The sequence below is a fragment of the Streptomyces sp. NPDC056160 genome (genome assembly GCF_042268205.1).
Classification (GTDB): Bacteria; Actinomycetota; Actinomycetes; order Streptomycetales; family Streptomycetaceae; genus Streptomyces.
On record NZ_JBHJUW010000060.1, the window covers coordinates 30164 to 47284 of the forward strand.

The 17121-nt window shown below is 74.7% G+C and carries 18 protein-coding genes and 1 pseudogene; 11 read left to right on the forward strand and 8 right to left on the reverse strand.

Annotated features, from left to right (window positions below; genetic code table 11):
• The first annotated feature begins 1 nt into the window (after window position 1).
• The gene (locus ACFC02_RS22625) at window positions 2-946 is read left to right on the forward strand and encodes a LysR family transcriptional regulator (RefSeq protein WP_376360111.1); all 945 of its coding nucleotides are present in this window, start codon (window positions 2-4) and stop codon (window positions 944-946) included.
• Here ACFC02_RS22625 and ACFC02_RS22630 read toward each other — a convergent pair.
• On the reverse strand, window positions 943-1776 hold the full coding sequence (locus ACFC02_RS22630; protein WP_376360113.1) for an SDR family NAD(P)-dependent oxidoreductase: 834 nt from the start codon (window positions 1774-1776) through the stop codon (window positions 943-945). The genes ACFC02_RS22625 and ACFC02_RS22630 overlap by 4 nt on opposite strands.
• 52 nt (window positions 1777-1828) lie before the next feature.
• Here ACFC02_RS22630 and ACFC02_RS22635 point away from each other — a divergent pair, with 52 nt between their 5' ends.
• Window positions 1829-2380 carry a hypothetical protein gene (locus ACFC02_RS22635; RefSeq protein WP_376360116.1) on the forward strand — a complete coding sequence of 184 codons (552 nt, stop codon included), beginning with the start codon at window positions 1829-1831 and terminating at the stop codon, window positions 2378-2380.
• Here ACFC02_RS22635 and ACFC02_RS22640 read toward each other — a convergent pair.
• The 4 genes from ACFC02_RS22640 to ACFC02_RS22655 form a co-directional block, all read right to left on the reverse strand.
• Window positions 2371-3294 carry an SDR family oxidoreductase gene (locus ACFC02_RS22640; protein WP_376360119.1) on the reverse strand — a complete coding sequence of 308 codons (924 nt, stop codon included), beginning with the start codon at window positions 3292-3294 and terminating at the stop codon, window positions 2371-2373. The two genes, ACFC02_RS22635 and ACFC02_RS22640, sit on opposite strands and share 10 nt — an antisense overlap.
• Before the next feature lie 152 nt (window positions 3295-3446).
• Window positions 3447-4076, reverse strand: coding sequence for an MBL fold metallo-hydrolase (locus tag ACFC02_RS22645; protein WP_376360122.1), 630 nt, complete (start codon window positions 4074-4076; stop codon window positions 3447-3449).
• Complete coding sequence (locus tag ACFC02_RS22650; protein WP_376360125.1) at window positions 4076-5161, reverse strand: S-(hydroxymethyl)mycothiol dehydrogenase; 1086 nt, start codon at window positions 5159-5161, stop codon at window positions 4076-4078. Before ACFC02_RS22650 ends, ACFC02_RS22645 begins: the two co-directional genes overlap by 1 nt.
• 121 nt (window positions 5162-5282) lie before the next feature.
• The gene (locus ACFC02_RS22655) at window positions 5283-5585 is read right to left on the reverse strand and encodes a hypothetical protein (protein ID WP_376360128.1); all 303 of its coding nucleotides are present in this window, start codon (window positions 5583-5585) and stop codon (window positions 5283-5285) included.
• Window positions 5586-6063: 478 nt separating this feature from the next.
• Here ACFC02_RS22655 and ACFC02_RS22660 point away from each other — a divergent pair, with 478 nt between their 5' ends.
• The 3 genes from ACFC02_RS22660 to ACFC02_RS22670 all read left to right on the forward strand — a co-directional run bounded on the left by ACFC02_RS22660 (window position 6064) and on the right by ACFC02_RS22670 (window position 9029).
• On the forward strand, window positions 6064-6429 hold the full coding sequence (locus tag ACFC02_RS22660; protein WP_376360131.1) for a nuclear transport factor 2 family protein: 366 nt from the start codon (window positions 6064-6066) through the stop codon (window positions 6427-6429).
• A gap of 385 nt (window positions 6430-6814) precedes the next feature.
• Window positions 6815-7663 carry a bifunctional 5,10-methylenetetrahydrofolate dehydrogenase/5,10-methenyltetrahydrofolate cyclohydrolase gene (locus tag ACFC02_RS22665; protein ID WP_376360134.1) on the forward strand — a complete coding sequence of 283 codons (849 nt, stop codon included), beginning with the start codon at window positions 6815-6817 and terminating at the stop codon, window positions 7661-7663.
• Window positions 7664-7799: 136 nt separating this feature from the next.
• Window positions 7800-9029: a glycosyltransferase gene (locus ACFC02_RS22670; protein ID WP_376360158.1), complete on the forward strand. Its 1230-nt coding sequence runs from the start codon at window positions 7800-7802 to the stop codon at window positions 9027-9029.
• Window positions 9030-9048: 19 nt separating this feature from the next.
• Here ACFC02_RS22670 and ACFC02_RS22675 read toward each other — a convergent pair whose 3' ends face one another.
• Together ACFC02_RS22675 and ACFC02_RS22680 are read right to left on the reverse strand one after the other, a co-directional pair.
• Window positions 9049-10278 (reverse strand): glycosyltransferase, encoded by a 1230-nt coding sequence (locus ACFC02_RS22675; protein WP_376360137.1) that lies wholly within the window; start codon window positions 10276-10278, stop codon window positions 9049-9051.
• Window positions 10275-11063 (reverse strand): MerR family transcriptional regulator, encoded by a 789-nt coding sequence (locus ACFC02_RS22680; protein ID WP_376360140.1) that lies wholly within the window; start codon window positions 11061-11063, stop codon window positions 10275-10277. The genes ACFC02_RS22675 and ACFC02_RS22680 overlap by 4 nt, the downstream gene beginning before the upstream one ends.
• A gap of 536 nt (window positions 11064-11599) precedes the next feature.
• Between ACFC02_RS22680 and ACFC02_RS22685 the strand changes: the two are divergent.
• The 3 genes and pseudogenes from ACFC02_RS22685 to ACFC02_RS22695 all read left to right on the forward strand — a co-directional run.
• Window positions 11600-11812: pseudogene (locus ACFC02_RS22685) on the forward strand (hypothetical protein); the annotation flags it as partial.
• Between the two features lie 82 nt (window positions 11813-11894).
• Entirely contained in the window at window positions 11895-12143 is a 249-nt protein-coding gene (locus tag ACFC02_RS22690) for a hypothetical protein (RefSeq protein WP_376360161.1), read from the forward strand.
• Window positions 12136-13242 (forward strand): XdhC family protein, encoded by a 1107-nt coding sequence (locus tag ACFC02_RS22695; protein WP_376360143.1) that lies wholly within the window; start codon window positions 12136-12138, stop codon window positions 13240-13242. The genes ACFC02_RS22690 and ACFC02_RS22695 overlap by 8 nt, the downstream gene beginning before the upstream one ends.
• A gap of 414 nt (window positions 13243-13656) precedes the next feature.
• On the opposite strand, the gene ACFC02_RS22700 is transcribed toward ACFC02_RS22695, so the two are convergent.
• A complete protein-coding gene (locus ACFC02_RS22700) occupies window positions 13657-14166 on the reverse strand; it encodes a metallophosphoesterase family protein (RefSeq protein ID WP_376360146.1) in 510 nt (169 codons plus the stop codon).
• Window positions 14167-14368: 202 nt separating this feature from the next.
• Here ACFC02_RS22700 and ACFC02_RS22705 point away from each other — a divergent pair, with 202 nt between their 5' ends.
• The 3 genes from ACFC02_RS22705 (at window position 14369) to ACFC02_RS22715 (ending at window position 16970) form a co-directional block, all read left to right on the forward strand.
• Window positions 14369-14830 (forward strand): MarR family transcriptional regulator, encoded by a 462-nt coding sequence (locus ACFC02_RS22705; protein WP_360961745.1) that lies wholly within the window; start codon window positions 14369-14371, stop codon window positions 14828-14830.
• Window positions 14827-16257 (forward strand): MFS transporter, encoded by a 1431-nt coding sequence (locus ACFC02_RS22710; protein ID WP_376360150.1) that lies wholly within the window; start codon window positions 14827-14829, stop codon window positions 16255-16257. The genes ACFC02_RS22705 and ACFC02_RS22710 overlap by 4 nt, the downstream gene beginning before the upstream one ends.
• Window positions 16258-16382: 125 nt before the next feature.
• Window positions 16383-16970, forward strand: a complete 588-nt coding sequence (locus ACFC02_RS22715) for a hydrolase (RefSeq protein ID WP_376360152.1) — start codon at window positions 16383-16385, stop codon at window positions 16968-16970.
• The last annotated feature ends 151 nt before the right edge of the window (window positions 16971-17121 follow it).

Below are 17121 nucleotides of genomic sequence, written 5' to 3' on the forward strand. Positions count from 1 at the left end.
TATGGAACTCAGGCAGCTGCTGTACTTCGTCACGGTGGTGGAGGAGGCCAACTTCACGCGGGCCGCCGAGAGGCTGCATATGGCGCAGCCGGGGGTGAGCGCGCAGATACGGCGGCTCGAACGGGAGCTGGGGCAGCCGCTGTTGGACCGCTCGGGCCGCTCGGTGCGGACGACGCAGGTCGGCGAGGCCGTACTGCCGTACGCGCGGGCGGCCCTGGCCGCGGCCGACGGGGCGCGGCAGGCGGTCGCGGAGTTCACCGGGCTGCTGCGCGGGCGCGTCGCGCTCGGGCTGGTGCCCGGGGCGCTGGGGCACGCGATCGACGTGCCCCGGCTGCTGGCCGGCTTCCACGCCGCCCACCCCGCGGTGGAGGTCTCGCTCATCGAGGACACCTCGGAGCGGATGCTGACGGCGCTGCGCCGCGGCGAACTCGACATCGCGGTGGCCGGGCTCGCGGACGGGGACCCGCCGGGGGTGGGTTTCACCGTCGTGGTCGACGAGCCGCTGGTGGCGGCGGTGGCCCCGGGCCATCGGCTGCTGGAGGTGTGCACCGGTGCCGCCCCGCTCCCGCCCGTGGCGCTGCGTGGCCACCCGTTGATCAGCCTCCCGGTGGGCACGGGGGTGCGCGGCGTGCTGGACCGGATCTGCGCCGACGCCGGTTTCCGGCCACGTATCGCGTTCGAGGCCGCCGCACCGGACGCGCTGCTGCGGCTCGCCGAGCGCGGCCTCGGCGTCGCCGTGCTGCCCCGCCCCGAGACGGGCACCCGGCTGCGTACGCTCCGGCTCGACGACGCGCGGGCGCGCGGCCGGGTCGCCCTGGCCTGGCGCACGGACGGCCCGGCCGGACCGGCGGCCCGGGAACTGCTGCGCCGGCTCCACCGGGCCCTGCCCCGACTCGACGGCCCGGCGGACGGCGACGGGAGCGGACCGGCCGCCGCCCCGTCCTAAGCCCTGTCGTCCCGGTCACCGGCCGGGGCACCGCCGGCGCGGCCTACAGCGTGGACCGCCGTGTGGAAGCCGGTGTCGACCGCGGTGAGGCCGCCGTCGACGGTCAGCGTGGTACCGGTGATCCAGGCGGCGTCGCGGGAGGCGAGGAAGGCGACGGCGGCGGCGATGTCCTCCGGTTCACCGACCCGGCCCAGCGGGTACAGCGGGCGGATGCGCTCCAGGTCGGCCTCCCGGCCTTCCCATGCCGAGGTGCGGATCGTTCCGGGCACCACGAGGTTCACGCGCACCCCGCGCGCGGCGGCGTGCCCGGCGAGGGTGCGGGTGAGCGAGACCAGGCCCGCCTTCGCGGCGCTGTAGGCGTGGTTGCCGAAGTCCCGGAGGCCGTTGACCGAGCCGATGCCGACGATCGCGCCCCGGCCGGACGCCGCCAGGTGCGGCAGCGCGGCCCGCCAGCAGCGGTGGACGCCGGTCAGGGTGATGTCGAGGTCGCGGTCCCACGCCTCGTCCGTGCCGTCCTCGAAGAGCGGGGTGTCCGGGGTGCAGTGGGCGGCACAGGTGACGAGGACGTCGAGCGCGCCGAACGCGTCCACCACGTGGGCCACGGCCGCCTCGACCGACGCCCTCTCGGCCACGTCGCACGCGAACGCCCGGGCGGCGAGCCCCCGTTCGCACAGCTCCGCCGCGGTCTTCTCCGCCTCGGCGCCGTCCGCGTCGGTGACGAGGACCCGCGCGCCCTCCTCGGCCAGCCGCCGCGCGGTGGCCGCGCCGATGCCGCGCGCCGCCCCGGTGACGAGAACCCCGTGCCCCTCGAAACGCCTCGTGTCCGTCATGCGCCCGAACCTACTGCCCCAGCCGGCCGGCCGGGCGGATAGCGTGCACCGCATGTCCGCGTTCTTGCAGCAACTCCCCGCGCTCATAGGCGTCGTGATCGGCGCGCTCGGCTCGTACCTGGCGGTCGTGCGCAGTGACCGCGCCCGGTTCGCCCGCGAGCGTGCCACGCGCTGGGAGGAGCGGCGGCTCGCGGTGTACTCGGAGTACGCGCGGTCGCTGAAGAAGTCGGTCACGCTGGCCTACCGGGTGGCCGCCCACCTCGGCAACGACCCGCATCCGCATCCGCTGCCCCTGAGCGAGGCCGAGCCGCTGCTGACGGAGGCCGCCCTGGCCCGGGACCCCGCCGGTGAGGCACTGATCATGCTGGGCAGTACGCAGGTGGTCGAGAAGGCCCGGACCTGGGTGCTGGTGGTGATGGACATGGAGCGGTCCCTGCGCGAGGGGCGGCTGGAGCCCGGGGCGTGGCAGGCGCTGATGGAGCGGCAGCGCGCCGCACGCCAGGGCTACTACGCCGCCGTACGCACCGATCTGGAGCTGCCGCCGGGCCACTCGGCCCGCTGGCCGCTGACCGGGGAGCAGCCGCCCGCGGCCGGTCAGCGGTAGCCGGTCGGGTCCGCCGGTTTCCCTTGGTCCTGGACCTCGGCGAGGTAGCGCCAGGCGTCGGGGCGGCTGCCGTCCAGGTCGGTGAAGCCGTACTCCCGGGCGAGGGCCCCGCTGGAGAGGGACCCTCCGTTCCAGCGGGCCACGTCCGGGTCTGCGGCGAGGGCGACGACGGCGCGGCCCACGTAGCGGGGCGTCTCGGAGATGGCGAAGTGCGGGGCCTGTTCCAGGGCGTCGCGCCAGTTCTCCTCGCGCACCCCGAAGTGGTCGAGCATCAGTTCCGAGCGCATCCAGCCGGGGGTCAGGGCGAGCGCGGTGGCGCCGCGCGGACCGAGTTCGTGGCCGAGGGCGAAGGCCATGCGCAGGACGGACGCCTTGGCGAGGTCGTAGAAGAGGTTGATCCGGTAGGTGTCCCGGTTGTATTCGGCGGTGCCGTCGGTCATCTCGACGACCAGGCCGCCGGGGTGGCGCAGCAGCAGCGGCAGGGCGTGGTGGCTGGTGACGGCGTGCGTCTCCACGGCGAGGCGGAGCAGCCTGAGGCCGTTGTCCAGGTCGTGCTCCCACACGGGGGTGTCCCACTGGAAGAGTTTCTCGCCGCCCCAGATGTCGTTGACGAGCACGTCGAGGCGGCCCTGTTCGCGGGCGATGCGGTCGACGAGGGCGCGTACCCGGTCGGGTTCCAGGTGGTCGGTGGGGACGGCGATGCCGTGGCCGCCGGCCTCGGTGACCAGGTCGGCGGTGTCCTCCAGGGTCTCGGGGCGGTCGTACTCCGAGCGGCGGGCGCGGGTGGTGCGCCCGCTGACGTACACGGTGGCCCCGGCTGCGCCGAGTTCCACCGCGATGCCCCGGCCCGCTCCCCGGGTCGCGCCCGCGACGAGCGCGACCCTTCCTTCCAGTGGACGTGACGGACGTGACATGTGTCCGGCCTCCCGTGACTCTCGTGGCTCTCGTGGTGCGGTGTGCTCGACGAGGGTCGCGTGGAAGCCGGACATCTTCTGTCGCCATTGCGGAACGGATCACGCGGTGGGACGCGATGGCGTGATCAGGCGCCGGGCCGCACCCGCCGGCGTCAGTGCCCGCGGGCGATCCACTCCTGAAGGTGCGGGGCCTCCGCGCCGATGGTGGTCGCCTCGCCGTGGCCGGTGAGGACCTTCGTCCCGGGCGGCAGCGTGAGCAGGCGGTCGCGGATCGAGTCGATGATCGTCGGGAAGTGGGAGTAGGACCGGCCGGTGGCGCCGGGGCCGCCCTGGAAGAGGGTGTCGCCGGTGAAGACGACGCCGAGGCCGGGGTCGTACAGGCAGACGGCACCCGGGGCGTGGCCGGGCGTGTGGATGACCGACAGGTCGGCTCCCGCCGCCTCGACGACCTGACCGTCGATCAGGTGCTCGTCGGGCTCCCGGCCGGGGTGGGTCATGCGCCACAGCGGCAGGTCGTCGCGGTGCAGCCAGATCGACGCGCCGGTGAGGTCCGCGAGGGCCGGGGCGGCGTCGATGTGGTCGTTGTGGGCGTGGGTGCACACGATGGCGGTGAGCCGCCGGTCGCCCACGGCGGCGGCGATGGCCTCGGCGTCGTGGGCGGCGTCGATGACGATCGCCTGGTGGTCGTCACCGACGATCCACACGTTGTTCTCGACGTCCCAGGTGCCGCCGTCGAGGGTGAACTGCCCTGCCGTGACCAGGCGTTCGATGCGGGCCGCCATCACAGCACCACCACCGAGCGCAGCACGTCGCCGTGGTGCATCCGCTCGAACGCCTGCTCCACCTCGTCGAGCCGGATGGTCTCCGACACGAACTTCTCCAGCGGCAGCCGCCCTTGCAGGTGCAGGTCGATCAGCATGGGGAAGTCCCGGGAGGGCAGGCAGTCGCCGTACCAGCTCGACTTCAGGGCACCGCCGCGTCCGAAGACGTCCAGCAGCGGCAGCTCCAGCTTCATCTCCGGAGTCGGCACGCCCACCAGGACGACGGTGCCGGCCAGGTCGCGGGCGTAGAACGCCTGACGGTACGTCTCCGGGCGGCCGACCGCCTCGATGACGACGTCGGCGCCGAAACCGCCGGTGAGGTCGCGGACGGCGGCGACGGGGTCGTGGTCCTTGGAGTTGACGGTGTGCGTGGCGCCCATGGTGCGGGCGGTCTCCAGCTTGCGGTCGTCGATGTCGACGGCGATGACCTTCGCGGCGCCGGCCAGGTACGCCCCGGCGATCGCGGCGTCCCCGACGCCGCCGCAGCCGATGACGGCCACCGAGTCACCGCGGCCGACGTTGCCGGTGTTGATGGCGGCGCCGAGGCCTGCCATCACGCCGCAGCCCAGCAGTCCGGCCACGGCCGGGGAGACGGCGGGGTCGACCTTGGTGCACTGCCCGGCCGCCACCAGGGTCTTCTCCGCGAAGGCGCCGATGCCGAGGGCCGGGGAGAGTTCGGTGCCGTCGGTGAGGGTCATCCGCTGCCGCGCGTTGTGGGTGTCGAAGCAGTACCAGGGCCGCCCGCGCAGGCAGGCGCGGCACCTGCCGCACACCGCACGCCAGTTGAGGACGACGAAGTCGCCGGGCGCCACGTCGGTGACGCCGTCGCCGACCGACTCCACGACGCCGGCGGCCTCGTGGCCGAGCAGGAAGGGGAACTCGTCGTTGATGCCGCCCTGCTTGTAGTGCAGATCGGTGTGGCACACACCGCAGGCCTGGACCCGTACGACGGCCTCCCCGGGCCCCGGGTCCGGCACGACGATCGTCTCGACCCGTACGGGTTCGTTCTTCCCGGGTGCGATCACGCCGCGCACTTCCTGCGCCATGGTGGTGGTTCCCTTCCGTCGGCCGTTGTCCGTCCCTGTGACCCTACGCCGTGACCGGGCGGCGGCGGCACGGGATCCGGGGCCGCCGCCACCCGGTCGCCGCACGGGGACGCACGGCTCGTCACCGGACCGCGGGCACCAGTCCGAACAGCGGGGAGACCAGGCCGGTGACCGCGTTCAGCCGGCTCAGCTCGTTCAGGTCCTTCACGTGGTGGAGCGCGGACAGCTGGTCGGAGACCGGGGGCACCTCGTGCCGGCGGCCGGCGGGCAGGCCGGTGCGCGCGAGCGAGTCGAGCAGGCCCACGGGCACCGCCCGGCCGACCACCGGGACGGCCGGTTCGGCGGCGCTCGCGGGCAGCGCGGCGAGCCCCGTCGCAGAGGCGGCGAGAGCGGCGACGGCGACGATACGTCGAGTGGAGATCATGCCCTCAGCAACGCCGCCGGGGGCCGGCCGGACACGGGCGCGGCCCGCCGCTCACCCGTCAGGACGAGCCCCCGGCCCACCAGGACGCGCACGGCTGCGACCCGCCCGCCGGGAAGGAACCGGCACGGCCACCGACCGACCGCCCGAACGGGAGCCGGTGCACCATCACCCCGGTGCCACCGCCGGAACGGAAGCCGGTGCACCATCACCCCGGTGCCACCGCCGGAACGGAAGCCGGTGCACCCCAGCCGCCCGCCGGAACGGAAGCCGGTGCGCCACGGCCGATCGCCGGGACGGAAGCCGACGCGCCCCGGCCCACCGTCGCAACGAGAGCCGTTGCGCCCCCGGCATCCACCGCGACCAAGCCGTGCGGGCCGGGCAGCCGCGCTTGCCGGGGGCGGCGGGCCGGAGGACGCTCGAAGGAGAGCCCCGTGAACGGCCCGCGGCTTCGGGGCCCCGGGGCTCGTAGGAGGCCGGCATGGCGACCACGGCAGGTCCCGCGTTCGACACCGGTGCGCTGCGCCGGGGCATCGAGGGACACACGGCGTCCACGCTCCTGTCGCTCTACGCGGACGACGCCGAGATACGCATCGTGGACCGCGACACCCAGCCGAGTCACCCCAAGGTCCTCAGGGGCCGTGCGGAGATCGGCCCGATGCTCGACGACGTCTACGGCCGCGACATGACGCACCGGCTGGAGCAGTGCGTCGTCCAGGGCGACCACGCCGCGTACGTCGAGTCCTGCGCGTATCCGGACGGCGTCCGGGTGCTCGCCGAGTCGATGATCTCGCTGCGCGACGGCAAGATCACCGACCAGATGATGATCCAGGCATGGGACGAGTGACGAGGAGGGCCGCGAGGTTCCAGGTCAGCTCCAGGCTGACCTGGTCCTTTTCGGCCCGGGCCGGGCTGGGGCAGGCGCGTTCCCCGCTGTTTCGCCGGCCCCGCCCGGCCGGTGCGGCGGCCCGGTCCCTGACGTCCGTCCTGCTGCGGTCGGTGCTGCGCGCGGCGCGGCCCGGGGCCGGACCCCCGGTGCCGTACGCGCCGCGCCGGCGCCGCGGCCGCCGCCGGTGAGCGGGGCCGCACCCCGGCGTTGAGTGCCGGCGGGGTCCTGGCATAGGCTCGGGCCGGGCCGTGACTGGCGCTGAGGTGGAGCACCACCGGGGAGCGGCCCCCGCCGAAGTCACAGCCGCGCGCCTGGGCGATCCGCCGAACGCTCAGGAGTGGACATGTCCCCAGCCCGCCTCATGGACGGCACCGCGCTCGCCCGGCGCATCGTCGAGGAGACCGCGCACAAGGCCGTCGACCTCACCGCCCGCACGGGCACCCGGCCGTGTCTGGCCACGGTGCTGGTCGGCGAGGACCCCGCCTCCGCGACCTACGTCAGGATGAAGCAGAACCGGTGCCGCACGGCGAACATCGCCTCCCGGCACGTCGAGCTGCCCGCCACGACCGGCACCGAGGAGCTGGTCGGCACGCTGCGGGCGCTGTCCGCGGACCCGTCGGTCCACGGCATCCTGTTGCAGCACCCCGTCGGCGACCACATCGACGAACGGGCCGCGTTCGAGGCGATCGCCCCCGAGAAGGACGTCGACGGCGTCACCTTCGCCTCTTTCGCCACGATGAGTTTCGGCCTGCCGGGGTTCGTCTCCTGCACGCCCGGCGGCATCCTGCGGCTGCTGGACGCCTACGACGTCGATCCGGCCGGGAAGCGGGCGGTGGTGGTGGGGCGCAGCGCGATCCTCGGCAAGCCGGTGGGCATGCTGCTGCTGGCCCGGGACGCCACGGTGACGTACTGCCACTCGCGGACCCGGGAGCTGCCGCAGGTGGTGCGGGAGGCAGACATCGTCGTGGCGGCCGTGGGCCGGCCCGGGCTGGTGCGCGGCCAGGACGTCAAGCCGGGTGCGGTGGTCATCGACGCGGGCTACAACGCGGGCAACGTCGGGGACGTGGACTTCGACTCCGCGGTGGAGCGCGCCTCGCTGATCACGCCGGTGCCGGGCGGGGTCGGTCCGATGACCATCGCCACGCTCCTGGAGCAGACGGTGGAGGCCGCCGCCCGGCAGCTGGGGGCCTGAGGGCACCGGCCGGGCGCCGGGGCGCCCGGCCGGTGGCGCTCCTGCGGCTGCGCGGGTGGCCGCGCCGACGTGGACGGGTCGTTCGCCGGTGGCGGGCGGTGGCGCGGCCATACTGGCCGACGTGCGCGTAACGATCATGACGGCGGGTTCCCGGGGAGACGTGGCCCCCTTCACGGGACTGGGGCACGGCCTGGCCCGGGCGGGTCATGCGGTCACCCTGGTCACCCACGGGTGCTTCGAGCCGCTGGTCGCGGGATCGGGCCTCGGTTTCCACGCGCTGCCGGTGGATCCGCGGGCCGAACTGGAGTCCACGCGCGGGCGGGGGCTGCACCGCAGTGCGACGGACGTGGGCAAGATGCTGCGGGCCGTGGGGATCGTGCGGGCGGCGCTGGCCCGGATGACGGACGACCTGGTCGTGGCAGCCGGGAAGAGCGACGTCCTGCTGCTGTCGGGGTCGCTGGGCCCGGTCGGGCACGCCATCGCCGAGGCGCTGGGCCTGCCCAGCATGGGCACGCACCTGCAACCGCTCTCGCCGACCCGCGAGTTCGCGCCGCCGCTGCTCGGCGGCGGCCACTGGGGCGCGGCGGCGAACCGGCTCGCGGGGCACGGGGTGAACCTCGCGGTGGAGCGGGTGTTCTCGGCGGCCGTGCCCACCGTGCGCGCCCGGCTGGGCCTGCCGCCCGCCCGCCTGGGCACCGGCCGCCGGATCCGGGCGGGGCTGCGGCTGCCGGTGTTCCACGGGTTCAGTCCGCTGGTGGTGCCCCGGCCGCGTGACTGGCGGCCGGGGCTGCGGGTGTGCGGCTACTGGTGGCCCTACGACCGCGACGACCTGCTGCCCGCGCGGGTGCGGGAGTTCCTGGACGCGGGGCCGGCGCCGGTCTTCGTCGGGCTCGGCAGCGCCACCGTGCCCGATCCCGAGCGGCTGAGCGGCACCATCGTGCGCGCGCTGCGCCGGGCCGGGCTGCGCGGGGTGGTGCAGCGCGGCTGGGGCGGGCTCGCGGCGGCCGGCGAGGACATGCTGACGATCGGCGAGGTGCCGCACGCGGCGCTGTTCCCGCGGATGGCGGCCGTGGTGCACCACGCCGGCGCGGGCACGACCGCCGCGGGGCTGCGTGCCGGGGTTCCGGCGGTGCCGCTGCCGGTCCAGTTCGACGAGGGCTTCTGGGCCGAGCGCCTGGTCTCCCTCGAGGTGGCGCCGTGCGCCGTCCCGCTGCGCGGCCTGACCGCGGACCGCCTGGCCGCCGCTCTCGTCCGGGCCACCCGGGACCCGGCTCACCGCGAGCGCGCCGAGCGCCTGGGCGCCCGCATCCGCGAGGAGGACGGCGTCGCCCCGGTCCTCCACGCGGTCGACGGGCTGACCGGCTGAGGGAGCCGTCAGCGCGGGCTCACCGCCCCGCCTCCTGTGCCACTCGCTCGATCGTCTCCACTGTCCGGGCCACCGCGTCCTGCGCCGTGAGGCGCTCGGCGACGCCGGCGGCGGCACGGGTGTGTGCGCGACCGGCGTCCCGTACGGCCGAGTCGAGCGCCGCCGCCAGTCGTTCGGCGGTCAGCTCCGCGAACGGCAGGGGCCCGGGGGCGGCGCCGAGCGCGGTGAGCCGGGCCGCCCAGAACGGCTGGTCGGCCGCGACCGGCACGGGCACGGAGGGCACCGCGGCGCGCAGCGCCGCCGCCGAGGTGCCCGCCCCGGCGTGGTGCACCACGGCGGCGACGCGCGGGAAGAGCAGGGCGTGCGGCACGTCGCCGACGGTCAGGACGTCGTCGCCCGTGGCGGCCAGCCCGGCGCTGCCGCGCTGGAGGACGCCGCGCAGCCCGGCCCGGCGCAGGGCTCCCACCGTCAGTTCGCTCAGCCGCTCCCCCTCGCCGCGCGCCATGGAGCCGAACCCGACGAACACCGGCCGCGGTCCGGCCGCGAGGAAGTCCTCCAGTTCGGCGGGCAGCCGCTCGTCCGGGCCGACGTACGGCCACCAGTTGCCGACGACGTCCAGTCCCGGCCGCCAGTCGGCCGGGCGGGGTACGACGGCCTCGCTGAAACCGTGCAGGACCGGCCAGCGCGCGGCCTCCTGACGGCGTCGCGCGGCGGCGGGACCGAGCGGCGGCAGGCCGAGGTCGCGGCGCAGCCCGGCGACGGCTTCGTCGTAGAGACGGTCGGCCATGCGCACGCCGAGGCGGCCGGCGGCGCGGTTGCCGAGGCGGCCCAGGGAGCGGGTGCCGGTGACGACGGGCGGGAAGTCGCCGGTCGGCGTGGTGGGCTGGAGGTAAGCGCCGATACTCGGGATGCCCGTCGCCTCGGTGAGGTGCCAGCCCAGCGGGGCGGTGATGGTGGACAGCACGAGCAGGTCGGTGTCCTCGCGCACCGCGTCGGCGAAGCCCCGCGCGAGCCGGTCGACGAACGCGGCGGCGCTGCGCATCAGGCCCCGCCGGCCCGTGACGTCGCCGTGGGCCCGGGGGTCGGCGGGCAGGCCGCGGAAGTCCAGACCGGCGCGGCGGGCCAGCGGCGCGAACGTGTCGGGCGCGGCCAGGACGACGTCGTGTCCGGCCCGGCGCAGCCCGGCGCCCAGGCCCGTGTAGGGGTCGACGTCGCCCCGCGATCCGGCCGCGGCGATCAGTATTCTCATCGGTCCTCCCCGTCTTCGGTGCGGCGGGCGGCGTTGGCGTGCACGGCCCTGCCGAGGTAGGCGGCGAGGCCGGGGCGCTGCTGCGAGGGCGGGACGACGAGGGCGAAGGCGCGCGGGTCGGCGACGATGTCGTCCGCGATGCGCCGGTGCATGTCGGGCGGGCAGGAGGTGAACCAGCGGGAGATGTGCAGGCGGTGCTCCTCGGCGAGGTCCATGGCCCGTTCCCCGTCGGCGCTCTCGCCGTCGTCGAAGGCGGCGAGCAGTTCGGCGCGCCAGGCGCCCGCCTCGCGCATGAGCTGCCTCCAGTCCTCCTTGCTGTGCGCGGCGGCCCGTGCCATCGACTCCCGCTGTCCCTGCGAGTCGGCCCATTTCAGCTGGGCCTCGGTGGCGTAGCTGAGGTCGAAGGCGATCTCGCCGAAGACGTCGAAGCGTTCCTCGGGGGTGAGGGACACGCCGGTCTGCTGGACCTCGATGGCGCGCTCGGCCACCTCGGCCAGCCGCCGCAGCCGGGCGATCTCCTCGCCCAGCCGCCGCTGCCGTGCCCGCAGGTGTTCCAGCGCGTTGGCCTGCGGGTCCTTGAGGATGTCGGCGATCTCGTCGAGGGAGAAGCCGAGTTCCCGGTAGAAGAGGATCTGCTGGAGGCGTGCCAGGTCGGCGTCGTCGTACAGCCGGTACCCGGCGTGGCTGCGGCCGCCGGGCGACAGCAGCCCCGCCCGGTCGTAGTGGTGCAGCGTCCGTACCGTCACCCCGGCGAACGCCGACACCTGTCCCACGGAGTAGCTCATCCACCTGCCCTTTCGTCGGCGTACAGCGTGAAGCCTGACGTAGGGGCAGGGTCAAACGCGGTTCCGGGCGCGGGGGCAGGTTCTGACAGGTGCTCTGCGCGGTGGAGGGGGTTGTCGTGAACCGCGTCGCACCACTCGCCGTGCCCGGGGCCCGGTCATAGAGTGACGTACACCACGCTGGTCGCTGATTTCCCTCACGTACGCCCATTCGGTCTCTGGAGGGCCCATGACCCACCGAGCGGGTCCACGCATTCCTGCGCGCGGTGGACGCGCTGCGTCCGGGGATGCGGGCGGACGTGTACTGGGCGGGGCGGCTGACCCTGTGCGGGGACCGGGACGATCTGGAACGGTAGGAGCGGGTGTTCGGCGCGTACTTCGGTCCGGCCTCCGGGGAGCCGGCGCCCGGGCGCGGACGAACCGCTCCCCCGCCCCGGCTCCGGCCCCGCGTGCGGGAGGCGCCCGCCGGACGGCACGGGGGCGATGCGGAGGACCGGCGGCAAGGGCCGCCCGTCGCCTCGCTCGCCAGTGCGGCCGAGGTGCTGCGCCACCGTGACGTCGCCGGACTCGACCCCGCCGAACGGCCCCAGGCACGCCGGCTGCTGGCGGCGTTCGCGCTGCGCGGTCAGCCGCGGCGCACCGCGCGGCGGCGCCCGGCCCGGCGCGGGGACGTCGATCCGCACCGCACCGTGCGGGAGTTGCTGCGGCGCGGCGGAGAGCCCGCACTGCTGCGACGGCACGCACGGGCGGAGCGGCCCCGGCGGGTGGTGCTCCTGGTCGACGTCAGCGGCTCCATGGCACCGTACGCGAGGCATGGCGGCGGCCCTGCCGAGCGTGGACGCCTTCGTCGAGGGCCACAGCCTGGCCGCCCTGGAGCGACTGGCCGCGGTGGTGCGGGGCGCGGAGGCGGAGCCGGAAGGAAAGAGCAAGGGAAAGAAGAGGGAGGAGAGGCAGGAGAGGCAGGACAGGGAGGACGTGAAGGACGACGGGGAGCACAGGGAGGACAACGGGGAGGACAGGGAGGACGACGGGGAGGGCGAGAAGGACAACAGTGACAGGGAGGAGGTACGGGAACGTGCGTGACATCTTCCCGGTGCTCGAACGCTGGTACGCGGCGCGCGTGCCGTTCGGGCTCGCCACCGTCGTCACCGTCAGCCGCAGCGCACCGCGCGACCCCGGTGCGGCGATGGCAGTGGGTCCGGACGACGAGGTGGTGGGCAGCGTGTCCGGGGGCTGTGTGGAGGGCGCGGTCTTCGACCTGGCCCAGGAGGTGGTGGCGAGCGGCGAGGCACGCCTGGCGACGTTCGGCTACAGCGACGAGGACGCGTTCGCGGTCGGGCTGACCTGCGGGGGCGAGATCGGTGTGCTGGTCAGGCCCGTGACCGCGGAGTCGGACCCGGCCTTCGGGGCGGTGGCGGCGTCGGTCGCCGCCGGGGAGCCGGTGACCGTGGCGACGGTGGTCGACGGCCCGGCGCCGCGCGGGGCGACGCTCGCGGTGTGGCCGGACACGGTGGCGGGGACGCTGGGCGAGCCCGGCCTGGACGTGGCGGTCACGGCGGACGCCCGTGGCGAACTCGCCCTGGGCGCCACCGGGACGCGGCACTACGGGCCGCGCGGCGAGCGCCGCGAGGACGCCGTCTCCGTGTTCCTCCACTCCTTCGCGCCGCCCCCGCGGATGCTGGTGTTCGGCGCGATCGACTACGCCGCCGCGGTAGCCCGGATCGGCGCCTTCCTCGGCTACCGGGTGACGGTGTGCGACGCCCGCCCGGTCTTCGCCACGCCGAAGCGGTTCCCGGACGCCGTCGAGGTCGTCGTGGAGTGGCCGCACCGCTATCTGCACGCGACGGACACCGACGAGCGCACGGTGATCTGCGTCCTGACCCATGACCCGAAGTTCGACGTGCCCCTGCTGGAGGAGGCGCTGCGCCGGCCCGCCGCCTACGTCGGCGCGATGGGCAGCCGCCGCACCCACCACGACCGCGTGCAGCGTCTGCTGGAGGCAGGGCTGACGCAGGCCGAACTGTCCCGGTTGCGCTCCCCGGTGGGCCTCGATCTCGGTGCCCGTACGCCGGAGGAGGTCGCCGTGTCCGTCGCGGCCGAGATCATCTCGCTGCGCTGGGGCGGCACCGGTGCTCCCCTGACGGCGACAGCGGGAGCCATCCACGTGAACGGATCCGCTTGAGCACGCCGCGAGCACGCCCTGCGGCGGTGGCTGCGTTGGTCGTCGCGGCGGTACGGAGGAGGGCGGCCCGGTGAGGGGCCGCCCCGAGGTCACACTTCCCTTTCTCGTTTCCGAATTCTCGGCGAGATCCGGGCCGCTCCGTGCGCGAAAGCGGCCCGGTGGCTGCGTACAGCTCTCACGGACCTCCTTCCAGCGGGGTGTGCCGCACATGTGCCGCAGAGGCGTGCACGCCTCATCCGTTGTGGGCCGCCTACCCCTCCTCAAGGGAACAAACCATCCAATTCCGAAAAGTCTCCTGAATCCGGAAATTCACTGGAATTAGCTGGTCACAGCAGCACCATCAGGCCGTTGCGCACCATCCGCCCCTGACGGCGCGCGGCGAACCCGTCCGCAGGGTGACGCGCACGTCCTCCCTCACCCGGCCCGGCGCGGTGGCAGCCGGTGCAGTTCGACCTGCGTGAGGCGGCCGTCGGTGACCGTGGCGGTCATGTAGGTGCAGTGGGGCTGGCGCCGGCGGTCGGTCGGGGACCCCGGGTTGAGCAGCCGCAGCCCGGAGGGCGCCGTGGTGTCCCAGGGGATGTGGCTGTGGCCGAACACCAGCACGTCGAGGTCGGGGAAGCGCGCGGCGCACCGGGCCTCGCGGCCTCGGGCGGGCCCGGTCTCGTGCACGGCACCGAACCGCAGGCCGCCCACGTCGGCGTGGGCCACCTCGGGGAGCCGGGCGCGCAGGGCGGGGCCGTCGTTGTTGCCGTACACGCCGATCAGCCGGCGGCTGCGGCTCTCCAGCAGGTCGAGGGTGGCGGTGTCGACCCAGTCTCCGGCATGGAAGACGACGTCGGCGCGCGGGAGTTCGGCGAGCAGCTGAGCGGGCAGATCGCGTGCGCGCTGGGGGAGGTGGGTGTCCGAGGTGAGGAGCAGACGCACGCCGTCAGCGTATCGCGGCAGGAAGTGCGCAGCGCGGAGAAGAACACAGTCGGAACTGAGCAGCTGAAGCAGCTGAAACCGACCAGCCGGAACAGCACGGAGCAGTCGGCGATGGGCAGCCGAAGCTGGACAGCTTGAGTTGAGCAGATGAACTGAACAGTTGCAACTGGACAGTCCAGACTGACGGGTCTACGGTGACCGCATGGAGCAGAAGTCCACCGAAGCACCCGACGGGATCTCCGCCTCCGCCGCCCGGGCCGCGCGTGACCTGCGGGTGGTGTTCAGCCGGCTGCGCCGCCGCATCCGTGAGGTCGCCCAGGACGAGGACCTCACACCGTCCCAGGTGTCCGCGCTGACCCTGGTCGGCAAGCACGGGGCCGCCACGGCGAGCGCGCTCGCCTCCGCCGAGGGGGTCAGGCCGCAGTCGATGGCGACGACGCTGGCCGCCCTGGAGCAGCGCGGCCTCATCCGGCGCAGCCCCGACCCCGACGACGGCCGGCGCCAGCTCGTCACCCTCACGGAGGGCGGTCGCGAGCGCATCGAGGGCGACCGGCAGATCCGTGAGGAATGGCTGACCCGCGCCCTGGAGGACCGGTTCACCGAGGCCGAACGGCAGACGCTCCTCGAGGCGTTCGGCCTGATGGAACGGCTGACGCGGTCGTGAAGGCCAGGCTCGCCCGCCGGGCGGCCGGCGAGCGCGCGGGCATACGCCCGGCCCCCGACGCCTTCGACCGCCGGCTGATCGCCCCGATGCTCCTGGGTTCGGTGCTGAACCCGGTCAACTCCTCCATGATCGCGGTGGCCCTCGTCCCGATCGGCACCGCCTTCGGGGCGCCCCCGGCGCAGACCGTCTGGCTGGTGTCGGCGCTCTACCTGGCGACGGCCGTCGGACAGCCCGTCATCGGGCGGCTGGTGGACATGTACGGTCCCCGCCGCCTCTACCTGACCGGTACGGGTCTGGTCGGCGTCGCCGGGCTGCTGGGGGCGCTCGCGCCCTCGCTCGGCGCGCTCATCGGGGCACGGGTGCTGCTCGGTCTCGGGACGTCCGCGGCGTATCCGGCGTCCATGCAGCTCACCCGGCGCGAGGCCGAACGCACCGGGCGGGACAGTCCGGCCGGCATCCTCACCGCGCTCGCCGTCGCCAACCAGACGGTGGCCGTGGTCGGCCCCGCCCTCGGCGGGCTGCTCATCGGCGCCGGCGGCTGGCGTGCCGTGTTCACGGTCAACGTGCCGCTCTCGGCGGCCTGCCTGGTCCTCGGCGCCCTGCGGCTGCCCAGGGAGCCGAAGGGGGCGCAGGGGCGAGCCGGGCGTTCCCGGCGGGACATCGACGCGGCGGGCATGGTCCTGTTCGCCTGCACGCTCGTCTCGCTGATGCTGTTCCTCATGGCACCGCGGGCGGACCGCTGGTACCTGCCCGTGCTCGCCGCCGCGGTGGGTGCCGCCTTCGCGGTGCGGGAGCTGCGGGCGCGGCAGCCGTTCATCGACCTGCGCGTGCTGGGCGGCAACACGCCGCTGCTGGCCACCTACGTCCGCCAACTGCTCGGCTACACCACCACGTACGCCTTCATGTACGGCTACACGCAGTGGCTGGAGGAGGGACGCGGGCTCAGCGCCTCGACGGCCGGGCTGGTGCTGCTGCCGCTGTCGGGCGCCGCGCTCGTCGTCTCCACCCTCACCGGACGCCGCGAGGCCGTCCGCGTCAAACTCGTGACCGGTGCCGCCGTCCAGGTCGCCGCCTGCGGCGTCCTGCTGCTGATCGGCTCCCGCAGCCCCCTGTGGCTGCTGCTCGCCGCCGGGGCCGTGATGGGCATCCCCCAGGGGCTGATCGGCCTCGCCAACCAGAACGCGCTCTACCGGCAGGCCGACCCGGCCCGGATCGCCTCGGCCGCCGGACTGCTGCGCACCTTCATGTACCTGGGCGCGCTGGGCGCCTCCGCGGCCACCGCCGGGTACTTCCCGCACCGCGCCGACACGGGCGGGCTGCACGGCCTGGCCCTGTTCATGATCGCCGGTTCGGTGCTGCTCCTCGTGAGCACCCTCCCGGACCGGTCGCTGGCCCGGCTCACGCCCCGGGAACCCGGGAGCACCTGAAACACCCCACCTCCCGGAATCCGGGGAACACCTGAAACACCCGACCCTCTGATCCCCCGCCCCCCTGAAACCCCAGAGCCCCGTAATCCCCGTTGTCCCCCAAAGCCCCGAAAGGCCTGAACCCCATGGCGCTCACCGCCCTCGACCCCCGTACCGCCCTCGTGGTCATCGACCTCCAGGCAGGCATCGCCGCCGCCCCGACCGCGCCCCACACGGGCCCCGAAGTGGTCGCGCGCAGCGTGCAGCTCGCCGAGGCGTTCCGCGCCCGGGACCTGCCCGTCGTCCTGGTCCGGGTGTCCTTCGCCGCCGACTTCGCCGACGCCGTGCCCGGCCGTACGGAGGCGGCGCGCTCCGGGGGCGGCAGCCGTCCCGAGGGCTGGGACGTGATCGTGCCCGAACTGGCCGGCCACCCCGGCGACATCACCGTCACCAAGCACAACTGGGGTGCCTTCCACGGCACCGACCTCGATGTGCAGCTGCGCCGCCGCGGGGTGACGCAGATCGTGCTGACCGGCATCGCCACCAGCATCGGCGTGGAGTCGACCGCGCGCGCCGCCCACGAGCACGGCTACCACGTCACGCTGGCCACCGACGCGATGGCGGACATGGACGCGGAGGCGCACCGCGGCAGCGTGGAGCGGATCTTCCCGCGGCTGGGCGAGACGGGCACCACGGACGAGGTGCTCGAACTCCTCGCCAAGACACACGGCTGAACGGACACGCCAAGACGCACGGCTGTACGGACACGACGACGGGGGTGGGGGGGGGCGGGGGGCCCCCCCCCCCCCCGGGGGAGCGCGGGGCCCCCGGGGCGGGGGGGGCCGGCCGAGCACGCCCCCGTCGCATTTGACCAGGCGGCCCCCC

Coding starts and splice junctions, on each gene's coding strand:
- ACFC02_RS22625 (WP_376360111.1), top strand. CDS start 2: ATGGAACTCAGGCAGCTGCTGTACTTCGTCACGGTGGTGGAGGAGGCC.
- ACFC02_RS22630 (WP_376360113.1), bottom strand. CDS start 1,776: ATGACGGACACGAGGCGTTTCGAGGGGCACGGGGTTCTCGTCACCGGG.
- ACFC02_RS22635 (WP_376360116.1), top strand. CDS start 1,829: ATGTCCGCGTTCTTGCAGCAACTCCCCGCGCTCATAGGCGTCGTGATC.
- ACFC02_RS22640 (WP_376360119.1), bottom strand. CDS start 3,294: ATGTCACGTCCGTCACGTCCACTGGAAGGAAGGGTCGCGCTCGTCGCG.
- ACFC02_RS22645 (WP_376360122.1), bottom strand. CDS start 4,076: ATGGCGGCCCGCATCGAACGCCTGGTCACGGCAGGGCAGTTCACCCTC.
- ACFC02_RS22650 (WP_376360125.1), bottom strand. CDS start 5,161: ATGGCGCAGGAAGTGCGCGGCGTGATCGCACCCGGGAAGAACGAACCC.
- ACFC02_RS22655 (WP_376360128.1), bottom strand. CDS start 5,585: ATGATCTCCACTCGACGTATCGTCGCCGTCGCCGCTCTCGCCGCCTCT.
- ACFC02_RS22660 (WP_376360131.1), top strand. CDS start 6,064: ATGGCGACCACGGCAGGTCCCGCGTTCGACACCGGTGCGCTGCGCCGG.
- ACFC02_RS22665 (WP_376360134.1), top strand. CDS start 6,815: ATGTCCCCAGCCCGCCTCATGGACGGCACCGCGCTCGCCCGGCGCATC.
- ACFC02_RS22670 (WP_376360158.1), top strand. CDS start 7,800: ATGACGGCGGGTTCCCGGGGAGACGTGGCCCCCTTCACGGGACTGGGG.
- ACFC02_RS22675 (WP_376360137.1), bottom strand. CDS start 10,278: ATGAGAATACTGATCGCCGCGGCCGGATCGCGGGGCGACGTCGACCCC.
- ACFC02_RS22680 (WP_376360140.1), bottom strand. CDS start 11,063: ATGAGCTACTCCGTGGGACAGGTGTCGGCGTTCGCCGGGGTGACGGTA.
- ACFC02_RS22705 (WP_360961745.1), top strand. CDS start 14,369: ATGGAGCAGAAGTCCACCGAAGCACCCGACGGGATCTCCGCCTCCGCC.
- ACFC02_RS22715 (WP_376360152.1), top strand. CDS start 16,383: ATGGCGCTCACCGCCCTCGACCCCCGTACCGCCCTCGTGGTCATCGAC.